General features: G+C 41.3%; 13 protein-coding genes. 11 read left to right on the top strand and 2 right to left on the bottom strand.

The window, feature by feature from the left end; all coding sequences use genetic code 11:
- The first annotated feature begins 18 nt into the window (after positions 1 to 18).
- The 5 genes from AC13FX_RS14730 to AC13FX_RS14710 all read left to right on the top strand — a co-directional run bounded on the left by AC13FX_RS14730 (position 19) and on the right by AC13FX_RS14710 (position 4902).
- Complete coding sequence (locus AC13FX_RS14730; protein ID WP_482881656.1) at positions 19 to 261, top strand: CcmD family protein; 243 nt, start codon at positions 19 to 21, stop codon at positions 259 to 261.
- Entirely contained in the window at positions 258 to 653 is a 396-nt protein-coding gene (locus AC13FX_RS14725) for a cytochrome c maturation protein CcmE domain-containing protein (RefSeq protein ID WP_482881655.1), read from the top strand. Before AC13FX_RS14730 ends, AC13FX_RS14725 begins: the two co-directional genes overlap by 4 nt.
- Before the next feature lie 85 nt (positions 654 to 738).
- A complete protein-coding gene (locus AC13FX_RS14720; RefSeq protein ID WP_482881654.1) occupies positions 739 to 3243 on the top strand; it encodes a heme lyase CcmF/NrfE family subunit in 2505 nt (834 codons plus the stop codon).
- 4 nt (positions 3244 to 3247) lie between these two features.
- Complete coding sequence (locus AC13FX_RS14715; protein ID WP_482881652.1) at positions 3248 to 3928, top strand: hypothetical protein; 681 nt, start codon at positions 3248 to 3250, stop codon at positions 3926 to 3928.
- 119 nt (positions 3929 to 4047) lie between these two features.
- The gene (locus AC13FX_RS14710) at positions 4048 to 4902 is read left to right on the top strand and encodes a 3-hydroxyacyl-CoA dehydrogenase family protein (RefSeq protein ID WP_482881650.1); all 855 of its coding nucleotides are present in this window, start codon (positions 4048 to 4050) and stop codon (positions 4900 to 4902) included.
- Positions 4903 to 4954: 52 nt separating this feature from the next.
- Here the strand turns inward: AC13FX_RS14710 and AC13FX_RS14705 are convergent, their stop codons facing one another.
- Positions 4955 to 5608, bottom strand: a complete 654-nt coding sequence (locus AC13FX_RS14705; RefSeq protein WP_482881649.1) for a hypothetical protein — start codon at positions 5606 to 5608, stop codon at positions 4955 to 4957.
- A gap of 61 nt (positions 5609 to 5669) precedes the next feature.
- Here AC13FX_RS14705 and AC13FX_RS14700 point away from each other — a divergent pair, with 61 nt between their 5' ends.
- From AC13FX_RS14700 to AC13FX_RS14675, 6 genes are all read left to right on the top strand, one after another.
- On the top strand, positions 5670 to 7226 hold the full coding sequence (locus AC13FX_RS14700) for an NFACT RNA binding domain-containing protein (RefSeq protein ID WP_482881647.1): 1557 nt from the start codon (positions 5670 to 5672) through the stop codon (positions 7224 to 7226).
- Positions 7223 to 7783 (top strand): shikimate kinase, encoded by a 561-nt coding sequence (locus tag AC13FX_RS14695; protein ID WP_482881645.1) that lies wholly within the window; start codon positions 7223 to 7225, stop codon positions 7781 to 7783. Before AC13FX_RS14700 ends, AC13FX_RS14695 begins: the two co-directional genes overlap by 4 nt.
- A complete protein-coding gene (aroB, locus tag AC13FX_RS14690; RefSeq protein WP_482881643.1) occupies positions 7776 to 8879 on the top strand; it encodes a 3-dehydroquinate synthase in 1104 nt (367 codons plus the stop codon). The genes AC13FX_RS14695 and aroB overlap by 8 nt, the downstream gene beginning before the upstream one ends.
- On the top strand, positions 8879 to 13597 hold the full coding sequence (locus AC13FX_RS14685) for a translocation/assembly module TamB domain-containing protein (RefSeq protein ID WP_482881642.1): 4719 nt from the start codon (positions 8879 to 8881) through the stop codon (positions 13595 to 13597). Before aroB ends, AC13FX_RS14685 begins: the two co-directional genes overlap by 1 nt.
- 7 nt (positions 13598 to 13604) lie before the next feature.
- The gene (rnr, locus tag AC13FX_RS14680; protein ID WP_482881640.1) at positions 13605 to 15773 is read left to right on the top strand and encodes a ribonuclease R; all 2169 of its coding nucleotides are present in this window, start codon (positions 13605 to 13607) and stop codon (positions 15771 to 15773) included.
- A 78-nt stretch (positions 15774 to 15851) separates the two neighbouring features.
- Positions 15852 to 19163, top strand: coding sequence for a peptidase MA family metallohydrolase (locus AC13FX_RS14675; RefSeq protein WP_482881639.1), 3312 nt, complete (start codon positions 15852 to 15854; stop codon positions 19161 to 19163).
- A 2-nt stretch (positions 19164 to 19165) separates the two neighbouring features.
- Here the strand turns inward: AC13FX_RS14675 and AC13FX_RS14670 are convergent, their stop codons facing one another.
- Positions 19166 to 20476: a type IX secretion system plug protein gene (locus AC13FX_RS14670; RefSeq protein WP_482881637.1), complete on the bottom strand. Its 1311-nt coding sequence runs from the start codon at positions 20474 to 20476 to the stop codon at positions 19166 to 19168.
- Between the last annotated feature and the right edge of the window lie 4 nt (positions 20477 to 20480).

The following is a 20480-nucleotide window of genomic DNA, read 5'->3' as shown; positions in this document are numbered from 1 at the left end:
AAAAATATATAATAACCTATGCAAGAAGATTCAGTAGCTCTCGTTGACACTCTCACAGAGGCATACTCTGATCAATGGGCCGGAGCCGCATCAGGTGAAGAAACAAATGCTTTTATTCAATTTATGAGTTCAAACGACCTAATTTTTGTTGTACTCGGAGTAAGTCTCATTATCTGGCTTGTACTCATCTACTTCCTTTTCAGAGTGGATAAGAAAGTCAGTAAACTTGAACAAGAAATTCAAACTACGAAAGAATCATGAAACCAAAGCTGATCATTGGAATTATTGCCATCGTTGGTTTTACATCGCTGTTGATGTATAATTTTGGCGAAAGCATTAGCACTTATACCACTTTTGAAGGAGCGGGCGAACGCTCAACCGCTCATATTCCGGGTACCTGGGATGAACAAAAAGGAGCCGAATTTTCTCTTGAAACCAAACGCTTTACCTTCTATATGAAAGATGAGGATGGCGTTTCCAGGAAAGTGGTCTATTCAAAACCCAAACCAAATAACTTCGAACAGGCAGACCAGCTTGTAGTGATCGGAGAAATGAGAGGGGATACTTTCTATGCCAATGAAATGCTCATGAAGTGTCCTTCAAAATATAACGATGCAGACCCCGGTCAGTTCACAGACGCTGTTCAGGGGTAATATCGAATTATTTCGGTGAATTGCATTTTTCCGGAATAATAAAATTCATCAAGAGCCACTATCTTAAAATATATCATATCCAGCCATGCTTGGAACCCTTGGTAAACTGTTATTATCAGCCTCGTTCATTACTTCTATCGGGGCTATGGTTTTTTACTATATCTCAGCCAATAAAGATCAGGATCGTACTCTAAGGATCGGTAACTGGTTGTTTGCTGCCAAAACCCTTTTCATTGTGGTAGCATCCGGTATTTTGATCTACCTAATCTTTCAGCACCAGTTTCAGTATTACTATGTGTTCAATTATACCAGCCTGGACCTGACTCCCCGTTATTTGTTTTCTGCTTTTTATGGTGGGCAGGAGGGAAGTTTTATGCTTTGGATCCTGTTCTCTGCCTTTTTTGGCTTTGGACTTATGAAATGGACAAGGGCACCCTATAAAGCTCCGGTACTGTTTTTCCTGACCCTTACTCAGGTATTCCTATTGTCCATGCTTTTGGGTTGGGATATTTTTGGTCTGAAGCTGGGCGCATCACCTTTCAGAACCATCGCTGAGGAAATGCCAAATGCCCCTTTTTTACAGTCAAATCCTGATTTTGTACCGAATGATGGCAGTGGACTTAATGATCTCCTGAAAAGCCCGTGGATGATGATCCACCCGCCGGTGCTTTTTATCGGTTTTGCCATGATGACCATTCCATACTGTTTTGCCATGGCAGCCCTCTGGAAGCAGCAGTATCACAAATGGATCGGTCCTGCATTACCCTGGACCCTAAGTGCCAACGTAGCCTTACTAACAGCCATCTTTCTGGGTGGTTACTGGGCTTATGTAACCCTTTCATTTGGAGGATACTGGGCGTGGGATCCTGTAGAGAATGCCTCGTTGGTTCCCTGGTTGATCGGCACAGCCGGTATCCACACCATGATCATTCAGCGCAAAAGTGCCATTGCTCAGAAATCATCCATATTGTTTGCCATTCTTGCTTATGTGGCAGTCGTTTATGAAACATTTTTGACCCGATCCGGAATTCTGGGCAGCTCATCTGTGCATAGTTTTGTGGATCTGGGATTGTATAATCAACTGCTTGCTTTTATGCTTGTAGTCACTCTTGTTGGGCTGGGGCTGTTTTTCTGGAGATATAAGGAACTGCCTTCACCGGAGAAAGAGTCAAACGTTTTGAGTCGTGAATTCATGACCGTGACTGGTGCTATGATGTTGCTGATCCTGGGATTAGTGATCATTCTGGGTACAAGCTCACCGATCCTGGGCCGCTTGTTTGTTGAAAATCCCACACCACCCGAGATCTCTTTCTACAATACCTGGAGCATGCCGATCGCTATGATCATGGCCTTGCTGACGGTGGTTGGCCAGTATCTGTTTTGGAATAAACATGATGGTGAATCACTTGCATCAGCCCTAATAAATCCTTTGTTAGTTACCAGTGCAGTAACGATCATCAGTGTGATACTTGGCGATGTGAGGGATCTGTATTATATGGTCTATCTGTTTTGTGGTTTCTTTGCCATTGTTGGGAACGCATGGATCATGGTCAAGCTGACTATCAGGAATCCTATGGTTATAGGCGGTTCACTGACACATGTGGGCTTTGGCCTTTTATTGGTGGGGATACTGGCTTCTTCTGCATATAATGAGCCTCTGGTCGATCAGAAAACAGCAAATTACAATGCTGCTGTTGAAAGAGGCGAGGTATTGGATGAACAAGGATTTAAGGTCACTCAGAAGGAAGAAATGTTGCTTCTGAATCTGAACGAGCCGATCCTAATTGATAACCGATATATGGTCACCTACGAAGGGTATGAACTCGATAATACCGTTCGAAGGGGGCAGCAGACCTATAAGATCCGGTTCGAGCCTATTGATGGGGGTAAACCATTTTATATGAATCCTGAAGTATATCCTATGCTTACCTCAAGCACGCAGGAAAATATTCAATGGTCCGTGGATCCGGATGTGAGAACAGGGTTTATGAGTGATATCTATCTGTATGTGGGTGGAAGTTCATATGTGGAACAGCAAAATGAATTTGTAAGAAAGAATGCTGAAATGATGCAGAATGTAGCATCGCAGGATACTACAGAAACCGAAGATGATTCTCTGAGTGTACAATCATTTAATATGAATCCTGGTCAATCCATTGATGTAGGAAACTTTACTATTAGGTTTGTGAATTATGTACAAACGGACAGTACGGAATTACCACCAAATACAACTATTGGAGTCAGGGCTGAGGTAGAACTTATTCACCCGGCCAGTAACAGGGTCATTACACTGGATCCCTTATTCGCAGTTTACAGTGAAGGTGGCCAGAGTTATATATATTCTCCACCGTCTTTTGCTTCCGAATTTGACCTGGAGTTCCAGTTTACGCAGATCAATCCACAGGAAAACAGTATTGAACTGACCGTGACCGGTCTTGAAGAAGAGTATGAGCCTGAATGGGTTCTTGTTGTGGCAGATGAAAAACCATTTATATCAGTGGTTTGGGCCGGTACATTTATACTGATGATTGGATTTAGCATCTCGATTTTCCGACATTGGGGTCGCGAGAAAGAAAAGAATTCGGATTGATCAAATGAAAAACAGAGTATTGAACGACTTTATCTATATCCTGACGGTCTGTTCTATACTTTTATTGATCACGTTAATTGAACCGGGTATCAAAGCTCAGAATCCGGTGGATGACATTTCTCCAAGAGGGGCCTTCCTAAGATCTTTGGCAGTTCCGGGCTGGGGACATCATTATGTTGACAAGACCAATTGGAACCGTGGTAAATATCATTTGGCGGGAGAAGCCGTGCTGGTTCTCTCTTATTTGGGCATCCATATTAGAGCGAATGATCTTGAAACTGATTTTCGAACACTTGCTCAGAGCAGGTCAGGGGCAAACCTTACCGACAAAGACAGGGATTATCTTATCGCGTTAGGTAATTTTGACAGCCTAAGTGATTATAATGAAGCTCAACTGCGTTCAAGAAGATGGAATGCACTTTTTCCGGAAACACCGGAATATCAATGGTCCTGGGAAAGCACAGCTGACAGGCTTCAGTATCAGGATACCCGGGAAAAGGTGGATAGAACCCGGAACCAACTTCCAACTCTTATAGTGCTGATGGTGGGTAATCGAATAGCAAGTGGGATCAGTGCTTATTTACGGGCTCAGAATAGATCAGAGAATTTTCCGGAAGCAGGGTTGATATACCTCAACGAACCCGGATATCAGGGAGTGGCAGCAAAATTAAGGATCAATTTCTGAGCAACTTTTCTGTTCGCTTTACAGGATAGTTATTATTTGAAAAATAGCGTTTAACGCCTTGAAAAACGCTTCCAAAAAGGGTAATCTGATAAAAATACTAATCAAAAATATTTGAACGAATGGATGTTAAAAAAGTAGCCGTAATTGGCGGCGGAACGATGGGAAATGGAATCGCTCATGTCTTTGCAATGAGTGGTATTCCGGTTAATCTGATCGAAACCAAGCAGGAATTTGCTGACCGTGCTCTTTCAACCATTGAGAAAAACCTCGATAGAATGGTAAAGAAAGAGAAGATCGACGAAGATAAAAAAAACAGTACGATTGAAAGTATCACTGTATTTCTTGATGTAAGTGAAGGGGTAAAGGACGTTGACCTGGTTGTTGAAGCCGTTCCTGAAAATCTCGATATCAAGCGATCTGTCTGGGAAAAGGTGGATGCAGCAGCTCCTGATCACGCAATCCTTGGGTCAAATACATCATCTATCTCAATCACAAAACTGGCGGCTATTACAAGCCGGCCTGAGAAATTCATTGGTATGCACTTCTTCAATCCTGTTCCGGTTATGAAGCTGGTTGAGATCGTACGCGGGCTTGAAACAGATGATGAGACCTATAAAGTTGTCGAAGAGACATCAAAGAAATTGAATAAAGTTCCGGTTCCTGTTAACGACGCTCCCGGATTTGTCAGTAACCGTGTACTGATGCCGATGATCAACGAGGCGATCTTCTGTGTTGGTGAAGGAGTGGCCACGGCCGAAAATGTAGATGAAGTGATGAAACTGGGTATGGCACATCCTATGGGGCCACTGCGACTTGCAGATTTCATAGGTCTGGATGTATGTCTTGATATTCTGAACGTTCTTTATGAGGGATTCAAGGATCCAAAATATCGTCCGGCTCCTCTGCTGGTTAAAATGGTAGATGCCGGTAAACTGGGCAATAAAACCGGTGAAGGCTTTTACAAATACGACTGATTCAAATATGGGATCAACGTATGGTTGATCCCTTTTCTTTAAATGTCCCGGCCTAAGCAGCCAGTGATTTATCCAGTATCTTATTGGATGTAAAGATCACCTTGTTGGCCTTTAAGAGTAGATCATTCAGCCTTCTTTTTACGATCTCCTGTACTTCATTTAGGCTTTCAGGCTCAATGAGTTGATATTGAAAATAAGAGATCAGGTTGATGGCTGAAAGGTATCGTCCATTCTCATCTCCATCGATCTCAACATGCCAGCGGGTAATGATATCATCATCAGCAAGTAATTGATTGACCTCTTTACTGATATTTTCCATCCATTTACTGGCTTCCTCGATCCTGTAGTTACCGGATCTTCCCGGTTTTTCGCGCTGGCAGGTTTCAATGTTGAACAACCACATCATTTCAACATCGATAGTAGGCATGACAGTAGATTCGGTAAAGGGCTCAATTTTTAGAAAGGGATGGCTTTCCATACCTTCTAGTCCCTTGGCCATTGAGGTTTCTCTAAAACTGTCCCAGTCAAAATTAATGGAAAGAGAATCGATATAATCTGATGCCTCTTGCAAAGAGATGTTTAATTCCAATCCCGTTGCATATATCTTGTTATCTTTCCATGTTCTGAATTTGTTAGTTGAGATACCCCGTTTGCCCAATTGTGATTCTACAGTGTTAACAATAGAATTGAATATTGGATATTGCATGAAATATTTATTTCCCCAACATTTTTAAATGAATTATTACGAATTAATATATCTAAATCGGTTGCTTAAAAACAAGTTGACCGGAGTTGTTATTACAAATGCCGTAAGTCCACACAAGAACTACATCGAGTTTTTTTTGGAAAGCGACAACGATCAATTTCGCCTCTGTTACAGCTCTGCTCCGGGAAATATTGCCTTGTTTATGGATTCATACAGGGGGGCAAAGAAGAGTAACACCATTAATTTTTTTGAAGATATTTATGGAGTAAACATTGAAAGGGTATCAATACCAGAAACGGATCGTTGGTTTTATATACATTTTGAAAACGGGCAAAAGCTATCATTTCGTTTATTCAGCAATAGGGCAAATGTGTTTCTGTCTCAGAACGATATCATAAATGAAGTATTTAAGGAATATGATGAGGTTGGGAGCGAGGCACCGGATCCTCAGTCACTGGACCTCTTTGAGGTCGATGGGGATGTATCCAGAAAGAGTACGAAGAATAAACTTGTTGCCCTGAATCCAATGCTGCCTCGTCAAAATCTCAAAGAACTCATCAGAATTCATGAACTGGATTCCGCTGACCTTTCTAAGCTGAGATCATTTGTCATGAGGATAACAGAGGAAATGGAACAAAACCCCAGCTTCAGGTTACTTGAAAACGGCGAGACCACATTGTTATCGGAGGATACTCTACCCATTGAAACGGAAATGGTGTATGATGATATTAATCATCTTATTCTTGACAGATATAAGAATTACTCCAGAAATCAGAGGTTAAAACAAAGGAGATCGACTTTGGTCAAGGCGTTGAAAACCAAGATCAAACGAGCCACTTCCGGTTTGAATAACCTCTATCAGGCTGATAAAGGCTTGGAAAGAGCCGAGAAATATGAACAATGGGGGCATTTACTAATGGCCAATGCACATCTTGGGTCAGTCAATAAAAAAGAACTGGAAGTGGATGACCTTTATAGTGAAGGAGACAAAGTAACGATCCCTATAAAACGAGACCTTGGTATCGCAGAAAATGCTCAGCGTTATTACAAGAAATCTGCCAGTGCGGAACGTTCCTATGAAGAAGCAGTACAACGGATCCCGAGAATGGAGAAAGAAAAAGAAAAGGCAGAAACCTTATTGCAGCAAGCTCAGTCTATCAATAATCTGTGGGAATTTCAGGATTGGGAAAAAGAGCATGAAGATGAGCTGCAGGAATATCGAAATACTGATGGCAACAACTCCAATTCGGAACAACTCCCGTTTTATACCCTCGAAATAAAAGGATATCCCGTTTGGATCGGCAAGAATGCAAAAAGCAATGACAAACTAGTGCAAATGGCTCATAAAGAGGATGTGTGGATGCATGCACGTAAAGTGGCCGGCTCACACCTTATCATCAGAATGGGTAATGATAAGGGAATGCCCCCAAAAGATGTATTACTGGAAGCAGCATCGTACGCAGCCTTTAACTCCAAGGCCAAAGGAACTAAGCTGGCACCGGTCATCATTACTAAGAAAAAATACGTTAGAAAACCGAAAGGATCTCCACCCGGGGCCGTATTGGTGGATAAGGAAGATGTGGAAATGGTGGAACCCCGTAAGCCGGATATAAAATGAAGAACCGTTTAAAATTCTTTGATCAGAGTATTTATGTGTCGGGTTTCATGGCATCCGGTAAAAGCACACTTGCAGAGGCTTTGGCTGTTGAACTTGATATGGATCACCAAGACCTGGACCAATTTATTGAACAAAAGGAAGGCAGGTCCATTCAGTCTATATTTGATGAGAATGGAGAAAAATATTTCAGAAAAAAGGAAAGAGAGTACCTTATCGAACTGACTCACAACTTCAATGGAGTGGTCTCACTTGGCGGTGGGGCTCTTCAGGATCAGATGATTGTGGATCACCTAAAAATAAATGGATTACTGATATGTATAGAAGCACCGTTTGATGAGATCATAGAAAGAGTTAAAAACAGTACGGAACGACCTATTCTCTATAATAATGAGGGAAAAATAAAATCTGATGCCGCTCTCAAAACAGAACTGAAAACCTTATATTCGAGCAGGCTCAACTTTTATGAACAGGCACAAATTAAGATCAATTCTTCGAAATTTGAGTCAAAGGATGAAATGATAAAGGCGGCAATAGGTAAAATCAAAAGGCATGTCTAATACAATTAAGGTTAAAACATCTACAGCCAGCGACTATGATCTTTATTTTGGGAATGATCTGAGTAATGATCTTACACAATTTGTTAAAAAATATACCTCTGATAAAGCTTTTGCCCTTGTTGATGCTTTTGTTCTGGAACATCACAGTGAATTCTTTGAACCTTTATTAAGAGAACAATTTTCTGATCTGAGCATCTTTGAGATCCCAAGGGGAGAACGTGCTAAAAGCATGGATATCTATCAGAAAGTGATGGATTTTCTCCTTAGAAATGGGATAGGCAGGGAAACACCTGTCTTTGCCATAGGCGGTGGGGTGACAGGTGATCTTGCCGGATTTGCTGCAGCTACAGTGTTGAGAGGTGTTCCACTTGTTCACATACCTACTACCATTTTAGCTATGGTTGATAGTTCGATTGGGGGAAAAACGGGAGTCAATCATGAAACCGGAAAGAATCTAATTGGCAGCTTTTATCAGCCTGAAGCTGTTTTTGCTGATGTAAAATACCTGGAAACCCTACCTAAAAAAGAATGGGTAAGTGGTATGAGCGAGATCCTTAAATACGGGATGATCCATAGTCCTGATATCATAGAACAATTAAAGGACCTCACATCAACCGGCAGTGATATCGATATGGAAGGAGAAAAGTGGCTTCCCCTGATCCGCCAGAGTGCGCAAATAAAAGTTGATATAGTATCTGAAGATGTACTTGAATCAGGAAAACGGGCATTCTTGAATTTTGGCCACACATATGGACATGTGATCGAAAATCTGGGAAATTATGAGACTTACTCACATGGGCAGGCAGTATATGCAGGTATGATAGCGGCTACATATGCATCCAATAAATTGGGAAGTAACATTGATCTTTCAAATTTATTGACTTTCCGTTCGTTGTACAATTTTAAGCTTCACGATATTTCTAAAAACAATAAACCGGGTGAGCTGGTTGAGCTGATGAGGCATGATAAAAAAGTGAAGGACGGCATCTTAAGATTAGTTTTATTGAAAGACCTTGGGAAACCTTACGTGTACAATGTCGCAGAAACAGATTTTGTAGAAAATAGCTGGCAACAGACGTTTAAGATATTTTATTAGTGGCTTACATACGCTGGATATATAAATCATGGAATGTATTCTGGACCTTTGTTGGAGTCCTCGTACTTACTGTATCCATACTTATTGGATTGGGTTTTGGTGCCCTGCAATTAGATCCGGTTCAAAATAGAATTGCTGATGAAATTGAAGATCAATTCAATCAAAGATTTGAAGGTGTTTTAAGTATTGGAAAAGTGGATGGGTTGCTTCCTTTCAATATGAATCTGAAGGATGTTATGATCTATCCCAACGATACAACTTATACAGAAGTAGTATCTGCCGAAAATATATCTGCCGGTATTGATATATGGTCTGTTTTACAGGATAGATTTGTAATCAATAAAATGATCGTTAATGATCCCATTGTACTTCTGGATCAAATTGAGGGGGCTAACTTTACCTTATCTGAAGCACTTAGAAAACGGGATCATCAAGCGCAAAACAAACCAATTGACAGCCTTGAAGTTCCCTTGCAACCAACCGATTTCCAGGTCATTATACCTTCATTTATTCTTTCAAATGGCTCGGTGATATTTAAAGAAGCCGGAAGCCGGAGTGGAGAAAGTAACGCCGATAGTTTGCTCATCTCTGATCTGCAAATGGATATGTTCTTCGAGTTTACAGAAGAACAACGTTTTGTGGATTTCAATTCTGTTCGTTTTAAAACCAGTGAAAAAGACCTATCTACTGTAGAATTTTATGGGCAGATCTTTAATGATGATCAATTTTTTGAATTGAATTCATTCAACATTACCACCGAACACTCCATGCTTAGCTTTAGTATGGAAGCAGATGGATTGAATGCACTACGTGGGCAATTCATGGATCAACTCAATAACTCTCAATTGACTCTGGATCTGAATCAATTGTTGGTAGGGGCTCCGGATATCCGGCGATTTTATCCTGATTTACCAGAAACAGAGAATTATCTTCAGGCTTCCCTGGAAGGTGAAGGCATGTTGAGTGAAATGAACTTCAATAATGGGGAATTCATTTTTGGTAACAGTTACATGAATTTTAACGGACGATTGTCTTCCATTTCGGAACCACAGGATCTGGGTTATCTGGTGGAACTAGAATCATTAATAATAGCAGAATCTGAAATTCAGTTTTTTACTGATCAGTTAAATACAGAGCAAAAGGAAGCCCTGATAAACACAAGGTTTGAAGGGCTATTTGAGGGAAACCGGGATTCAACCATCACGGACTTTCTTGCAGAAGGGGAAAGAGGTTCTCTGGCTTTGAATGGGATACTGAAGTATGGAAATAAACTAGGAATTGATCTTACCATTGAAACAGATTCATTGAATTTGGGTGGTTTGATAGATACACGAATTCAGCAAACAAATTTATCACTGAATGGGCGTTTGAGAAGTACATCACTTGACCCACAAACAGCCAGTGGAGGTCTGTTCATTGAAACGACTGAATTACCGGATGCCCCACCACCTCAATATGATCTATATGCTCTTGTGAACTGGAATAACGGGATCATTGAACCTGAGTTCCGAGGTAATTTTGGAAGCGCGCGAACCCGGTTCAATGGCACAGTAAATATTCAGAATGAGGAGCCTGAGATCTATTTGAAAGGAAGTGCCGGCAACATTCCGGTCAAAGACCTGACCCGTATCGAAAGGTTGCGTAATGTAGAGTCTGATATTGATTTTGAAATAGATATAATTGGGGATGACCTACAGAACGTATTTGGAAAATTCACCCTTGATATACTTGAATCTCGGACTCCTGAGGATACTCTTGGCAGGCATCAATTATATCTTGATTTCAATGATCCGGCTGATCGTCAGCGCATTCTGCGATTTACATCAACGGCCTTTGATGCAACGGTTGAGGGAGAGTTTAATACCGAAAGCGTTGTCGCTCTTACGGGGCAATGGGGCAGATATCTAAAAAACCAGATCGATCAGGAGATCCTGTTCAAAAAGGCAGTTACCATGGATTCAGTTTCTGCGATAAGTAACCAAAATCTGAATATTGAAGGACGTATCAAAAATCCCGGCCTACTGAATTTTTATTTTAATGACATGCCTCAGGTGGGGTCAACTGCCCATTTTAATTCGTCATTTAACGTTAATTCACAGCAACTTTTATTTACGGCTTCAATAAATGATCAAAAGATATCCATAAACGACATGAATGCGGATACCCTGGAATTGCAGGTAACCGGTGGCTTCAGGTATGGTTCACAGCTTAAAGATTTTTCAAACCTGCAGCTTCAGTCAAGTGCCAGCCAAATCGATCTGGGTTATATTCAGGGGCAGGGCTTTGTGTTCAATGCTAATATGAATAGAGATTCCTTGAATCTGAACAGTTCCATGGCAAGATTATCTGACAATGCCACATTTGATTTTGAAGGTAGAGGACGCATATTGGATCAGGCTTTTGAACTGAAGATCGATACACTGAATTTGGGAACCGATACATACACCTGGCAAAATCAGGGCGTACCTACAATAGTATATAATTCCGATGCAGCACTTGATCTTAAGGACTTTGTGTTTGAAAACCGGCAGCAATTTCTTGAAATCAATGGAACCTACAGTTCGACACCCGAAGATTCTGTCAGATATAGTATAAGAGATCTGAATCTTGACGAAATATCGGAGTTGGTAGGTAAAAGACTGACGTTCGGCGGTACAATGAATGGTGAATTTACTACCCGTACACTTACAACTGTGCCAACCGTTCAGGGAAATCTGGCTGTTGAAGCACTGGAATTTGGTGAGCAGCTTGTTGGCGATATGACCTTGAATAGTAATTATAACTCGGACCTGGATAGGTTTGATACCAACATCAAAGTCTCTACGGATTCTGCCAAATACCCGCAGTATTTTGATAATACAAGCAGGAAAGGACAAAATTTTGATATCAGTGGCTATATTCTTGCACCTGAGGAAGGAAGATTTCCACCTGTAGATTCATTGTATAATTTTGAGGTCGATTTTAATAATATCGATCTGTGGATACTCCCTATTATTGCTCCCAAAGTGTTTACAGAAGGATCGGGCCTTGGTAGTGGAACAGGAAAATTATGGGGAAATACAGATACCTATGACTTCAATGCAGATTTTATGGTCGGAACCGAGGATGCAGCTTATTTGAGACCCAGGTTTCTAGATACGTACTATTATGCACAGGGGGGTATCAACTTCAGCAGAGATAACGGGTTAACATTCAATAATATATATCTGATCGATCCTTCAGGGGGTAATGCAATTCTCAGTGGTTATTATGATTTCAATGATTTCACCCCGACTGATAGCATGAATATTCGTCTTGAAATGGATGAGTTCCAGTTTCTGAACAGTGAATTCGACCCGACTGTAGCCTTTTTTGGTGATGCCTACGGTTCCAGTACAGTAACCATAACAGGAACCAATTTTGAGCCGGTCCTAAGAACTGAACAACCCATAGAGATCACGGATTTCTCTGAAATATCCATTCCGCTATTAGAAGAAACCGAATTTAACGAAGGAAATCGGTTTATTCGTTTTGTTGATTCTTTTGAGGAGGGGGCCCAGAGTCAATCTACCTTTAATAACAGGAACGGACAATCAGCTGATGGCCAGGTTTCTGAGGAAGAAGTTGACCTGTCGTTTACAGAACGATTTACGATGGACCTTCAGTTTGTAGCTAATGATCCCATGACCGTTCGTCTTATATTCGATCCTGTAACGGGTGATATTGTAACTGCAGAAGGCACAGGCAGGATCAGAATTCTTTTGGAGGATGAGACGGTTTCAATGTTTGGCCGGTTCGATATTCAAGGGGGACGATACCAGTTTGTAAGTGGTGATATCTTCACCCGTCGATTTGATATTGAATCGGGCGGTAGTATAGTCTGGGAAGGAGACCCTGCAAATGCAAGACTTAACCTGAATGCCATTTACAGTGCACGGCCTGACATCAACACACTTAGTCCTTCAGGTTCCGTCGATCCCGAGAATTCTCAACGTGTTCCGGTAGAACTGGTATTGAATATTGGTGGAACCATCTCGAGTATTGAGAATAATTTCTTTTTCAGGCTGCCCAACACCTTTGAATCACAGCAGAGTTCTACATTGGCTACTCAGCTGGCCTCTATAAACAGAGATGAAGACTTGAAACTACTTCAGGCAGCTAATTTCATGCTCATGGGGAATTTTATTCCGGTGTCATCCAGCGGGCAGGCTCAAAGTAATCTGTTTGGTGAAAACCTGTCAGGCAGTGCAGCCGTGTTAAATCCGCTTTTATCCAGTCAGGTTATCAACCCCTTACTCTCAAGTCAGATAAATTCGTTATTGAACAGCGATTTGAGTAGTTTAGATGTAGATTTTAACTTAAATACCTACAATCAGGTTGACCTTGGAGTTGCATTGCGGCTCTATAATGATAAACTGATTCTTAGACGAGAAGGACAAATAACAGGACGACAATCCAACATCGGTGATCTGGGAGCAACGTACAGGATCAATCGTACATTTGCAGTTACTGCATTTCACCGTCAGGATCTCACCTTTGGAACTCCAAACAGTACCGAACAATCACAACAGTCTCAGGATATAAATGGGGTAGGCCTTGAAGCTAAGGTAAGTTTTAACTCCTGGGATGAATTTTTTAAGCGATTATTCTCTCCATTCAGGAAGTTGTTCGGGATCGATAACAATAATGACAATCAAGAAGAAACTGAAAATAGCGGGACAGACGGTCCTGCAAAATGATATTTGAATGAGTAAAAAAGATAGATTAAGTAAATTTGAAGATCTGATCATAGATCTTCTGAAGAACAGCCCTGATCACAAGATGACAAGAGAACAGATGATCAGCATTCTTCGGCTGGAAAGTAATAATGAAATTAAAAGACTCGATAAGTCACTGAACCGATTATCGAATAAAAACAATATTGACCGTAAGGATAACTACGTCTTATTGCCACAGAAACAGAATAACCGGAAGAAAAGGTCGAGCTCCGGATCAAAAACCTATGAAGGGAAAATAGATGTTTCTGCCAGAGGCACCGGTTATGTTATTGTTGAGGAGTTGGATCAGGATATTATGGTCTCATCCAGGGATCTGGGGCTGGCTCTGAATGATGATATTGTCCGTGTGGAAATCACTGGTAAAGATAAGAGAAGCGGACAACCGCGTGGGAAGTTGATCACTGTAGTTGAGCGTGGGAAAGACTTTTACGTAGGTACCCTGAGGGAAGTAACAAAGGGCAACTATGTGATCGAATCGGATACCCAATCGGTTCATACAAACTTTTTTGTACAACCCGAAAACCTGAATACTGCCCAGGATGGTGATAAGGTAATATTTGAATTGGTAAACTGGGTACATCCCAAAGCACTGCCAGAAGGTAATATTAAATCAGTGCTAGGAAAATCAGGCTCGAACGATGCTAATATCCTCTCCATTTTGGCAGAGAATGATATGGTAGCCGAGTTTCCAAAGGAGGTAGAGGACTATGCGCATCAAATTCCCCTGAAGATCCCTGAAGAAGAATGTACGCGACGAAGAGATATGAGGGAAGAAAATGTGTTCACCATTGACCCGGCTGATGCCAAAGATTTTGATGATGCCTTGAGTATCGAGAAACTGGATAATGGGAATTATTATCTGGGCGTACACATTGCGGATGTAACTCATTATCTGACCCCCAAATCGATCCTTGATCAGGAAGCTTATAAGCGGGGAACCAGCGTATACCTGGTTGATCGTGTGATACCAATGCTACCCGAAGTGCTTAGTAACGGGGTTTGCAGTTTAAGACCCAATGAGGACAAACTAACCTATAGCTGCTTCATGGAACTGGATGAGAAAGGAAGGCTTGTAGATTATACTGTGGAAGAAACGGTGATCCATTCCAAACAACGTTTTACCTATGAAGAAGCTCAGGAGATCATCGATGGAAAAAAACACCCGTTTAGCAAGGAAGTTCATATGGCAGCCGATCTTGCCAGAATCCTATTAGATAAGAGATTCAAAGAGGGGGCCATAGATTTTGATAATCCGGAGCCAAAATTTGTTCTGGATGATAATGGCAAACCCCTGGAAGTGGTGATCAAGAAGAGAATATTTGCTCATCGCCTCATTGAGGAATGCATGTTAATGGCCAATAAAACGGTGGCTGCTCACGTTGAGAAAATGCGAAAAGAATCCGGAAAGAAACGTTCGAAGGATCTTTTTCCTTTCTTTTATAGAGTGCATGATAAACCGGATGGGGAAAAGCTTGCAGGCATAGCCGAGCAGGTCAAGCCGATCGGAATCAACTTTGAAGTTGGTAACAATATGAGCCCTAAGAAAATAAATAATCTGCTTGAGCAGGTTAAAGACACAAATTTGGAGTATATAGTGAACGGCCTGATGCTTAGAGCAATGGCAAAAGCAGAATATTCTCCAAACAATGTTGGACATTTTGGTTTAGGTTTTAAACATTATGCACACTTTACAAGCCCCATCAGGCGTTACCCGGATGTAATCGTTCACCGCTTGCTGAAAGGGTATAATGCCGGAGCAAAGGTTTATACTTATGATCAGCTTAAAAAAGATGGAGAGCATTGCAGTGAGCGTGAAAAAGTTGCGGTCGATTCCGAACGTGACTCAGTCAAGCTTAAGCAAGTAGAGTATTTAAAGGATAAGATCGGTGATAAATTCGAAGGAACGATCAGCGGTGTTATGGAAAGGGGAATTTTTGTGACCCTTAAAGACATTTATTGTGAAGGAATGATCAGGATCAGTGACCTGAAAGGTGATTATTATATATATAATGAAAAAAGACATGCACTTGTCGGACGCAAAAGTAAGAAGCAATTCCAGCTTGGTGATGACATAAAAGTTCGTGTTAAAAGCACCGATCTGCAGAAACGGCAGATCGACCTCAGTTTAGCTCAGTAACTATATTTTTTGACTCTTATGAAGGCCAAAATTTTCTCCATACTTTTTCTCGGAATCTTAATTCTGGCTGCAGATTCTATGTCTGCATTTGCACAGTACTACCCATTCGGTAAGAACAGGGTTCAGTATGAAAAATTTGAGTGGAGGTACATTCAGTCTACTCATTTTGATGTGTATTATTATGGTGAGAAGAATTATGAACTGGCTGAATTTGCTGCAAAAAGTATAGAATCGGCCTATAAACAGCTGAGTGAAGATTTTGAGCATGAGATCTCTAATAGGATCACATTGATCATCTATGACTCTCACAACGATTTTTCCCAAACCAATGTCGTCAATTTACCTACCAGTGCTGAGGGAATTGGAGGGGTAACTGACAAAATGAAGAACCGAATGACGGTTCCTTTTGCCGGAGATTATGCCGATTTCCGCAGAACACTTCATCATGAGTTGGTACATGCGGTGTTTAACGACATGTTTTATGGCGGAACCATAAATTCCATCATCAGAAATAATATTCAATTGGTATTCCCACTTTGGTTCGAGGAAGGTCTGGCTGAATATACTGCTCTGGGATGGGACACCAACACTGACATGTATATACGTGATGCAGTGATAAATAATTATCTTCCGCCAATACAATACCTGAGTGGCTATTATTCGTATAGAGGGGGGCAGGCAGTCTGGAATTATATAGTTGAACAATACGGCCGCCAAAAGATCGGAGAGATACTACAACGTATCAAGACATCACGAAGTGTCGAATATGGTTTGCAACAATCCATAGGACTGAATGTGGAAGAACTCTCTAAAGTATGGCAGGACGCTCTTCAGGAACGTTACTATCCTGAAGTGGCTGAACGTGAACGTGCAGATATGATATCTACACTTTTGACTAAGCGTGGAGATTATGGATCCTATAATACCAGTCCATCTATTTCACCCCAGGGCGATAAGATCGCATTCATAACCAATAAGCGGGGCTATTTTGATGTGATCGCCATAAGTGCCATAGATGGAAGAAAGTTAAAGACTCTGATTCGGGGTGAGGATGATCCTGAATTTGAGGAACTCAATATCCTTAATCCCAATATTGCGTGGTCACCGGATGGTGGTAAGATCGCTATGTCAACTAAATCAGAGGGTAGGGATGATCTTGCAATAATTGATTACGAGACCACAAAAGTATCTAAAGTTAAGTTTCCAGACCTTGATGCTATTGGTTCCATTGCATGGTCACCGGATGGGCAAAAGATCGCATTTGATGCAAATATCGGTCCCTATCAGGATATATTTGTTTATGATCTGAGTACTCAGAAATTAACCAATATCACCGGCGACTTCTTCTCGGATATGCAACCGGCCTGGAGTTCAGATTCTGAACACATTTTCTTTGTTTCAGATCGAGGGGACAAAGTTGATCTTCACAGATACAGTCTTGATTTCGATCTATTAGGAACTGAAAGCTTATATCAGACTGATATTTACCGCGTAAGTATTGATTCACGCAGAGCTGTACAGTTAACGGACACTCCGATCTGGAATGAAAAAAATCCTAAAACAACAAGGGAAGGTCGTATGTTGTTCATTTCGGATAAGAATGGTATCCAAAATGTATACGAGTTCAATCTGAATACGCGTACCTCAACACCGCTGACAAACCTGCAGACCGGAGCATCGCAAATATCAGTTAGTGCTGATGGCTCACGGTTAGCCTTCAACTCCATCAACGAAGGATATCTGGATATCTTCCTGCTGAGATCTCCTTTTGAGAGACGAAAATCTGAAGAATTGAAACTAAATTACTGGGCAGAAAGAAGAGCCAGTGAATCAGAGGCGGAGCGGGTACCTGCCACTGAATATGCTCGTGAAATGTTCACTGTAGCCGGAGCCGGCTTACCCGTTGGTAAGGATATATCTGCTGTAACTGGTAACCAAAATGATAGATCACAAACAACCGGACAGCAAGCAGCAGATACAACTGCTACAGGTAATGAAGAGCAACAGGTAGAGGAAGAAAATACAAATGAGATCGATTTCAGAAATTATGTCTTCAGTACAGAAGTTATTGAAGATACAACGATAGTTCTTGAGGATATTGAGAACTTTCAGCCTGAGAACACACTTACAGAGGATGGGCGATTCCAGCCAAAAGAATACAGACTAAGATTCTCAACGGATATTTCATATAACCCTTCAATTGTTGCATCTACTTATGGTACCTATGCTTTAACTCAGTTTATTATCAGCGACTTGCTTGGAGATCATCAGATCGCACTGGGAACAAATTTTGTGACCGATCTCAGAAACAGTGACTACTCATTGCAATACGGTTATATGAAAAACAGAACCAACTGGTTCTTTAGTTACTTTCATACATCAAGACGTTATCAAACCTTTTTTGGGGAGATCATTCGATTCAGAACCTATGGAGGTGGTGTAAACGCTCAGTATCCTATTAGTAAGTTCAAACGTGTGGATGCCGGTTTCTCTGTGATGGGGATCACGCGTGACTACAGCTCTGTGAGTGACTTATTTGCAGGGAGTAGTTTTGGATTGAATCAGGATGCCAATCAAAGCAGTCTCTTCATGTATCCTGAAGTGATTTTCACAAATGATCAAACACTCCCCGGGTTCCTTACCCCACGTGGTGGAAACCGGTATTCTGTTGGGTTATCAGGAAGTCCGGGAGTTGGGGACAATGCTCCACAATTTGTTTCCGTATTGGGAGATTACAGAAAATATTTTAATCTGGGTTCCAGGTATACCTTTGCTGTAAGGGCTTCTGGAGCTGCATCCGTTGGGCCTGACAAACAAACATATTTTATGGGAGGTCGATTGGGCTGGATCAACCAGCGCTTCAACCAGAACGGTCTTTCTTATGATAAACTCACAGATAGTTTCTTCACCGTACCTGCACTGCCGGTAAGAGGTTATGCCTACAATAGTATTTATGGAAGTAATTTCTCACTGATCAATGCTGAATTCAGGTTTCCGTTATTTGCAGCCGTAGTACCCGGCGCGATCCCAATTTTACCGCTTTACAATATTACAGGAGCAGCATTCCTGGATATTGGATCAGCCTGGGGTGAGCGCATCAATTACGGATTGATAGATTCGAATGATAATCCGATCATCAATGATGCAAAACTAGATTTCAAGGTGGCTGAAGAGCGACTCGGAACCTATGAATTAAGAAATCAGGATGGTACTGTAGCCGGAACTGGGCAAGCACCTTATCTTGATGGTGATATCCTGGTTGGTGCAGGGTTCGGCCTTAGAACGATCGTTTTTGGTCTCCCTTTCAGGTATGATGTAGGTTGGCCATATCAGCGCAGTGGATTTCTATCAAAACCGATCCACTATTTCAGTATTGGTATCGACTTTTAGATCTACCTGGCATAAAAGGTTTCGATATTCAGGAGTCTGTCAAATTTACGTTCAGGGTCATTGAAGTAAACAAGACTCATATACTCCTGAATAACCGGGGAACTACTGTCAGAGAGCGATGTAAGGTCGATTTCGTGGGGTTTTTCTACTCTTACATATTTATATGCATAAGAACCTTCCTTTAGCAATTGGCTGAGCTTCCAAAAGCCGGTCTCAGGATCATACTTCAATTTACTGCGGTCGTTTACCGTCCATTGGTTAAAGTCTCCCAATAAATGAACCTCATCTTCGGGAGCAAGGCTTTCATCCCCATCCAATCGGAATAACGTACTTGCATAACCGGAACGAATAGATGTTGCCGGCTGATAGGTTCTGATACCCGATTCAGATTCTGTACTCAAAAAATTTACCACGTCTTCCTTCAAAATTACCTTAGGTGGTGTGGTTCCGGGGTTCCATTCTACAATGTCGTAGCCGGATTGTGAAAAATTGTTCAGGTTTTTCAAGGTGTGGTCAACATTAGCAGGAAAGGCATGAGACTGAGTCAGGTCAAATTTAGCTTCCCCCTGTGAATTAAGATCATACGATTCAGTAAACCGTGTGTCCGTCCAGAATCGGTTTTGTACAAAGGCAAAGCTAAGGTCAAATTCAGGATATTCTACAAAATCAGGATAATTGTAAGTACTGAACAATCGGTGCTCTGGGGAAAACCCATTACCGGAATTAAAGAGGGTTTGTGAGGTTGAATTAAGTTCACCGGCATTTTCGATGACAAAAAAGGGTAGTGAAAACAAGGTCTGATCGGAATTTGTATCTGATACATGTAGCAGATAGTTACCACTGCTAATAAACTGAACCCTTTCTTGTGAGATCTTGATCTCGTAGTGAATATAATCAGGCCCGCGTGAATTACTTTTCTGACCACCACCAATTACAAGTTCACCAATACCTTCCAAATACCAGTCCTGAGGAATATTGCTATTGTTCCAGTTTTTGTCATGATGTGAAAAGGTGATCCTGAATTGACCGTTTATATCAGTTAGTTCGTCAAATGAGAGTGTTAAATGATCTCCGGAATTAAGTTCAATGATGGGAGCTTTGTCAGAAGAATCATTGGCATAAAATTGAACGCTTCTAAAAGAGGGCGGTACAGGAACCTGATTTGGGACAATGGTCAAACTGTTGACGGTTCCTCTATCATCAGAAGCCTGTCCATTTGAGACATTTAATGAAGATGAACAAGCAGTTAAGAAGGTAAAGGAAAGTATAAGAAGAACTGATCTGAGCTTTAAATAGGCATGAAAGTCCATCATGAGC

The organism is Gracilimonas sp. B-17 (assembly GCF_056857935.1).
The sequence above is the reverse complement of the archived record's forward strand: the minus strand, read 5'-3'. Positions and strand labels throughout refer to the sequence as shown.